The sequence below is a fragment of the Methylobacterium variabile genome (assembly GCF_001043975.1).
In the GTDB taxonomy this organism is placed as follows: domain Bacteria; phylum Pseudomonadota; class Alphaproteobacteria; order Rhizobiales; family Beijerinckiaceae; genus Methylobacterium; species Methylobacterium variabile.
On sequence record NZ_LABY01000012.1, the window covers coordinates 36,900 to 43,042 of the forward strand.

6 protein-coding genes are annotated in these 6,143 nt (G+C 75.4%); 2 read left to right on the forward strand and 4 right to left on the reverse strand.

All coding sequences use genetic code 11. From position 1 onward, the window contains the following. Window positions 1-51 precede the first annotated feature (51 nt). Window positions 52-945 (reverse strand): aromatic amino acid exporter YddG, encoded by an 894-nt coding sequence (yddG, locus tag VQ02_RS01980; RefSeq protein WP_048442476.1) that lies wholly within the window; start codon window positions 943-945, stop codon window positions 52-54. A gap of 82 nt (window positions 946-1,027) precedes the next feature. Between yddG and VQ02_RS01985 the strand changes: the two genes are divergently transcribed. Together VQ02_RS01985 and VQ02_RS01990 are read left to right on the forward strand one after the other, a co-directional pair. Then, entirely contained in the window at window positions 1,028-1,681 is a 654-nt protein-coding gene (locus VQ02_RS01985; protein WP_048442477.1) for an alpha-ketoglutarate-dependent dioxygenase AlkB, read from the forward strand. A gap of 88 nt (window positions 1,682-1,769) precedes the next feature. Beyond that, window positions 1,770-2,729 (forward strand): hypothetical protein, encoded by a 960-nt coding sequence (locus tag VQ02_RS01990; protein WP_048442478.1) that lies wholly within the window; start codon window positions 1,770-1,772, stop codon window positions 2,727-2,729. Between the two features lie 24 nt (window positions 2,730-2,753). On the opposite strand, the gene VQ02_RS01995 is transcribed toward VQ02_RS01990, so the two are convergent. The 3 genes from VQ02_RS01995 to VQ02_RS02005 all read right to left on the reverse strand — a co-directional run bounded on the left by VQ02_RS01995 (window position 2,754) and on the right by VQ02_RS02005 (window position 5,917). Further along, a complete protein-coding gene (locus VQ02_RS01995) occupies window positions 2,754-3,638 on the reverse strand; it encodes a peptidoglycan-binding protein (RefSeq protein WP_048442479.1) in 885 nt (294 codons plus the stop codon). Between the two features lie 29 nt (window positions 3,639-3,667). Next, window positions 3,668-5,512, reverse strand: coding sequence for a sensor histidine kinase (locus VQ02_RS02000; RefSeq protein WP_048442480.1), 1,845 nt, complete (start codon window positions 5,510-5,512; stop codon window positions 3,668-3,670). A gap of 171 nt (window positions 5,513-5,683) precedes the next feature. After that, window positions 5,684-5,917 carry a heavy-metal-associated domain-containing protein gene (locus VQ02_RS02005; RefSeq protein WP_048442481.1) on the reverse strand — a complete coding sequence of 78 codons (234 nt, stop codon included), beginning with the start codon at window positions 5,915-5,917 and terminating at the stop codon, window positions 5,684-5,686. Window positions 5,918-6,143 lie beyond the last annotated feature (226 nt).

Genomic DNA, 6,143 nt, shown 5'->3' on the forward strand with positions numbered 1-6,143 from the left:
GGAGCCGTGTCTCGCAGGACGGCCTTGATCGGCCCCTGCCGCCGGATCCCGCTAACGCCCGCCCTCCGCCACCGCCTCCCGGCCCCTGCCGGCCCGCGTCGCCACCAGCGCTCCGGCCACGATGAGCCCGCAGGCCAGCGCCAGCGACCAGGTCGCCGGCGCGTAGCCGGCGGCGACGAGGATCAGGGTCGAGAGCACCGGGGCGGCGTAGGAGCCGACGCCGAGGAGGCGGATGTCGCCGCGCTTTACGCCGATGTCCCAGAGGTAGAACGCCGCCCCGACCGGCCCGAGGCCGAGTGCGGCGACCGCCGCCCACTGGCCTGCGCCCTCCGGCCAGACCGTGCGCTCGAAGGCGAGGTGGCAGACCAGGCTGAGCGCCGCGGTGGCGAGGCAGAAGCCCGCCACGGCGTCCGTCGGCACCGCGCCGACCCGGCGCGACAGCACCGAGTAGCCCGACCACAGGAAGGCGCACGTCGCCGCCGCGGCGTAGCCCGGCAGGGCGGCGGCCTCGAAGCTGAGCGAGCCGCGGCCGAGGAAGAGCGCCACCACCCCGGCGAGGCCGAGGAGGGCGCCGGCGAGGTGCGCGGCGCGCAGGCCCCCTTCCCCCGGCAGCAGGGCGGAGAAGAGCACGATCAGCAGCGGCCAGAGATAGCTGATGAGCCCGGCCTCCGCCGGCGGCGCGAGGCGCAGGGCCGCGAAGTAGAGCGCGTGGTAGCCGAACAACCCGACGATGCCGAGGGCCCACACCGCGGGGGGCTGGCGCAGGGCGGCGAGGCCGGAGGGCCGGACGATCCAGCTGGCGCAGCCGAGGAGGCCGCCGACCAGGAACGTCATCGCGGCGAGCTGGAACGGCGGCACCGCGCCGGAGGCGGCGGTGAACAGGGCGAGCAGCGACCAGAGCAGAATGGCGCCGGAGCCGATCAGGGTGGCGGTGCGGGTGGTCATGGGTCGGGCCCTATCACGGCGGGCCTGCCGGCTCACCCGGAAATCGGCTAGGGCGTGAGATCCCCCACGGAGATGCCGACCCGTGATCGAACTCGCCCCCGGCCTGATCCATCACCCGGGCTACCTCGACGCCGACGCCCAGGCCGCGCTCGCCGCCGATCTCGCTTGCGTGCTGCGCGAGGCCCCACCCTTCACGCCGGCAATGCCCCGCACCGGCAAGCCGTTCTCGGTCCGGATGACGAATTGCGGTCCCCTCGGCTGGGTCTCGGACCGGGCGGGCTACCGCTACCAGGCGACGCACCCGGAGACCGGCCGGCCCTGGCCGGCGATGCCGGCGGCGGTGAGGCGGGCCTGGGACGCGCTCGCCGGCTGCCCGGCCGAGCCCGAGGCCTGCCTCGTCAACCTCTACTCACCCGGTACCCGGATGGGGCTGCACCAGGACCGGGACGAGGCGGAGTTCGCCGCCCCGGTGCTCTCCTTGTCCCTCGGCGCCACCGCCCTGTTCCGGTACGGCGGCCTCGAGCGCGGCGCCCCGACCCGCTCCGTGCGCCTCGCCTCCGGCGACGCCCTGGTGATCGGCGGGCCGTCGCGCCTGATCTTCCACGGCGTCGACCGCATCCTGAGCGCGACGCCCGACCTCCTCGGGCCCGCGGCGTCGGCCCTCCCCGAGGCCGTGCCGGCGGGCGGGCGCCTCAACCTGACCCTGCGACGCGTCTCGGCGTTCTGCCGCGCTTGACAGACCGGCGCGGGCGGCCGACCCATCCGCGCAGCCCCCGCGCGCCGCCCGTTCCGGGCGGCGTCAGCCGAACCCAGAGACGAGTCTCATGTCGACGAGTCCCCTGTCGCTGCGCGCCCTGGCGCTCCTGTCCTGCCTCGCCGGCTTTCCCGCGGGGGCCCTCGCGGCCGACCCGATCTATCCGCCGGGCTCGCGCTTCGGCTTCGAGCCGGCGAAGGAGATGGTGGTGTCGCGCCGCTTCACCGGGTTCGAGCGCCAGAGCGGCGGCGCCACGGTCTCGGTGGTCGAGCTGCCGCCCCAGGCCTACCGCGACCTGACCGCCAACTTCACGGACGAGAACCTGAAGAGCCAGGGCCTGATCGTGAAGAGCCGCGAGGAGCTGAAGCTCGCCGACGGCCGCGAGGGCATCTTGTTCACCGGCGAGCAGCCGATCGAGCAGCCCCCCGGCACGCCGGCCCTGCACAAGTGGGTCTTCCTCGTCTCCGACCCGACCGTGACCGGCATCATCATCGGCCAGACCCTGCCGGGCGCCGAGACGGACGAGGCGATGCGCGGCATGCTGACCAGCGTGCGGGTGCGCCCGGCCCTGACCCTCGACCAGCAGGTGGCGGCCCTGCCGTTCCGGGTCACCGAGACCGCGGGCTTCCGCCCGGTGCGGGTGCTCGGCGGCAACTCGGTGCTCTACACCGACGGGCCGAAGGACCAGATGATGAACCTTGAGCAGCCGATCCTGGTCCTGGCCGAGGCGGTGCAGCCCGCGCCCTCGGCCGAGCAGCGCGACGCCTTCGCGCGGGCCGCGTTGTACTCGAACCAGACCATGAAGGACTTCGTGATCGAGCGCTCGCAGGGCTTCCGCCAGAACGGCGCCGACTGGCACGAGATCGTGGCGCGGGCCACCGACGTGCCCTCGGGCACCCCGGTGGTGGTGTCGCAGACCATCCGCTTCCAACCCGACGGCTACTTCCGCGCCGTCGGCGTGGTCCGCGCTCCCGACCGCGACGCGATGCTGCCGCGCTTCCGCAAGGTGGTGGACAGCGTCGGGTTCTGAAGGCGCGGCGGGGAAACCCCCGCCTCACTCGGGCTTCAGGCCCGATCGCGCCTCGAGTTCCTGAAGGGTCCGGCGCGCCACGCTGGCGCCCGGCAGCCGGCGCTCGCGCTCGAAGCGCGCCAGCGCCGCGCGGGTGCTCGGGCCGGCGATCCCGTCCACGGCAAGCGGGCCGTAGCCGAGCTTCACCAGGGCGCGCTGGGCGAAGGCGACCGCCTTGTCGGGCGTGCCGCCGGATGCGGCCGCGCCGGCATGGAGGGCCGCGGCCCGGGCGGGCTCCGCCGCCCTCGCCTCGCGGACGGGCGCCGCCGCGTGAGCGGGCGCGGCCTTGCCGGATTCCTTGACCGCTCCGTCCCTGGCCGGCGGCGCCTTCGCGGCCGCCGTCCCGCCCGAAGCCGGCTTGGCGGCCGTTGAGGCCGCCTGCCTGGCCGGGACTGCCTTCGGGCCGACCGAGGCGGTGGCGTGGTCGCCGTCCTGGATCAGCGCGCCGATCCCGTCGGGTTTCGGAACCCGCGGCGCATCCTCCTTGGGCGCGCGCGGCGTGTCCTGACCCTGGGCCCGTGACGCCTCGGCGCGGGCCGTCGTCGACGGCGCGGCGCCCCCGGCGGGCTCCGGCCGCGGCGGCGCCTTGGCGAAGAGCGGGGCCGGGTGGCGGCCGGTCTGGAAGCTCAGGGCGTTCGCCGCCACCGCCGCCACCGCCCCGAGGGCGAGGAGGCCGCCGACGATGCCGACCGGGTGCCGCATCAGCCGGTCGGCCCGGACCCGCAGGCGATCGAGGGCGCCGGCGGGCCGCGGGGCGGCGGTCCGGGACGCGCGCGGCGCGCGCGGGGCCGGCCGCGGCCGCGGCGCCAGCCGCGCCTCCGCGGTCAACGCCACGTCGGGATCATGTCGCCGGGCTGGCGCCTCGGACATCGCGTCTCCTTCTCGTCTGACGGCGGGGCTCAGCCGGTCAACCGCATCGTGGTGGGCGCCTCGACCGCGAAGGCCCCGACAAGGGCGCCGGTGCGGATCGGCACCGGCCCGCCGGGAACCGCGCGGCCGCCGCGGCAGTCGAGCGGCAGGGTCACCACCACCCGCGTCCCGTGCGACGGGCTGCTCTCGACGGAGAGCTCGCCGTGGTGCAGCCCGACGAGGCCGCGCACCACCGAGAGCCCGAGGCCGGTGCCCTCGTGCGGGCGGCCATAGGCGGCGCCCGCGCCGACACCGGCCTGGAAGAAGGGATCGCCGAGGCGCGGCAGGTCGGCCTCGGCGATGCCGATGCCGGTATCGACCACCGCCATCTCGACCCGGTCGAACACCCGGCGCACCGACAGCACCACCTCGCCGCCCCGGGGCGTGAACTTCACGGCGTTCGACAGGAGGTTGATCAGCATCTGCCGGCAGGCCCGGGGGTCGGCCGTGACCTCCGGCAGGTCGGCGGCGATGGCGCGCCGCAGGCTCACGCCGCCCTGGTCGGCGCGGATCTGCATCAGGTCGCAGCAGCCGCGGGCGAGCCCGGCGAGGTCGAACGGCTCGGGCACGTAGTCGAAGTTGCCGCTCTGGATCCGCGACATGTCGAGGAGCGCGTTCACCACCTCGAGGAGGTGCTGGCCCGAAGCGTGGATGATGCCGGCATATTCCCGCCGCCGCTCCGGCCCGAGCGCCAGGGTCGATTCGGCCTCCAGCATCTCCGAGAAGCCGATGATGGCGTTGAGCGGCGTGCGCAGCTCGTGGCTCACGGTGGCGAGGAACCGGCTCTTGACCTCGTCGGCGCGCTCCGCCGCCGCCCGGGCCTGGTCGAGCTCCTCGGCCCGGCGGCGGTGCTCCGAGACGTCGCGGGTCACCGCCACCACGGCGGCCTCGCCGGCCGCCGCCGGCACCGCGGCTCCCGGCACCCGGTGGGCCCGCATCTCGGCCCAGATCACCCGGCCGGGCTCGCCCGCCTCCCCGGCGGCGTGGAGGCGGAACTGCACCGTCACCGGGTGGGCCTGGCCGGCCGCGTCGCTGAGCGCGGTCAGGAAGGCGGGCCGGTCCGAGACGTGGACGCGGTTGAACAGGCCGCGGCCCTCCAGGGCGTCCGGCGCCGTGCCGGCGAGCGACTGCGCGGCCGGGCTCGCCTGCAGCACGCTGCCGTTGCGGTCGTGCCAGGTCACGAGGTCGTCGATCGCGTCGAGGAGCAGGGCATCCCGCAGGGAGGCGGCGTGGAGCCGGTCGCTCCAGCGGCCCTCCCGGCGGCGATGCTCGAGGGAGAGCGCCAGCACGTGGCAGATCGCCGTGATGGCGAAGACCGGCATCGCCAGGGCCGCCGGCCAGGAGAAGAAGCTGAAGCCGGCGGCGGCGGGCTCGATGAGCGCGACCGTCACCGCCCCCAGCATCGCGAAGGCCGCCGCCACCAGGGCGGACCGGTGCGAGCCGGCGAGCAGCGCCTCGACCGGGATCATCACCAGCCAGATGCTGGCCGCCGAGGTCGGCCCACCGGTCAGGCTCGCCAGGCAGACGATCAGCCCGGTGAGGGCCGCCGAGGACAGGCCGTGGGCGAGGGTGAGGTTGCCGGTGCGCGCGAGCAGCAGGGCCGCGACGACAGGAAGCACCAGGCAGGCCGCCGCCGCTGCCTCGACCAGCGTCGGCACGCCGCGCCAGAGGAGGTAGGGCGGCAGCATCGCCATCAGCACGGCGCCGGTGGCGAGCCGGGAGATCAGGAACCGCTCGTGACGGGCCCGCTCGGCCGGGTCGCCCGCGGCGGAGTCGTGGACGAGGCCCGCCAGCCGGGCATCGATCAGGGACGCAAAGGCACTGTTGATACGCACACCGCCACGCCAGCGCGGGGAACCTCGCGGCCCCGGCGCCCCTACACTGCGAACACCGGAACCCTCGCAGAGGGGGCTTAAACGAACGTTAGAGCGCGCCTCGGCCGGGATCCCTGTCCACGGCCGGGTCCCGCGACCGCCCGGCCGCGGCCGTCACCTCACCCGGTCACGTCACCCGGTCATGGCCTCGGCGTCGTAGCCGGCGCGGCCGAGGGCCTGGGCCACCTCGAGGGCCTGGGCGGCGGTGACGGCGGAGAGCCGGCCGGTTTCGAGGTCCACGCTCACCTGGGCCCCCGGATCGAGGCGCTGGATCGCCTTCGTCACCGCGGCGACGCAGCCCTGGCAGGTCATGCCCTCGACCTTCATCAGAAGTTCCATCCGCTCGTCGCCGCGATCGGTCGTCATCGTCCTGCCCTCGCCAGTCGCGGCCGGTCAGGGCCGCACAAGCCATGTCGGGTACTGCGGCACCGGGGACAAGGGTACGGTGAAAACCGTGGGCAGCCCGCCGCGGCGTCTTGCGGGCATTCGGCGCCTCGGCGACAACCGGGAGCAGCCGGGTCCGCGGAACCCGGCATGTCCTCGACGCGTAAGAGGAATCGCCATGGCCCTCCAGACCGGCCGGCGCGCCGGC

Coding starts and splice junctions, on each gene's coding strand:
- yddG (WP_048442476.1), bottom strand. CDS start 945: ATGACCACCCGCACCGCCACCCTGATCGGCTCCGGCGCCATTCTGCTC.
- VQ02_RS01990 (WP_048442478.1), top strand. CDS start 1,770: ATGTCGACGAGTCCCCTGTCGCTGCGCGCCCTGGCGCTCCTGTCCTGC.
- VQ02_RS01995 (WP_048442479.1), bottom strand. CDS start 3,638: ATGTCCGAGGCGCCAGCCCGGCGACATGATCCCGACGTGGCGTTGACC.
- VQ02_RS02005 (WP_048442481.1), bottom strand. CDS start 5,917: ATGACGACCGATCGCGGCGACGAGCGGATGGAACTTCTGATGAAGGTC.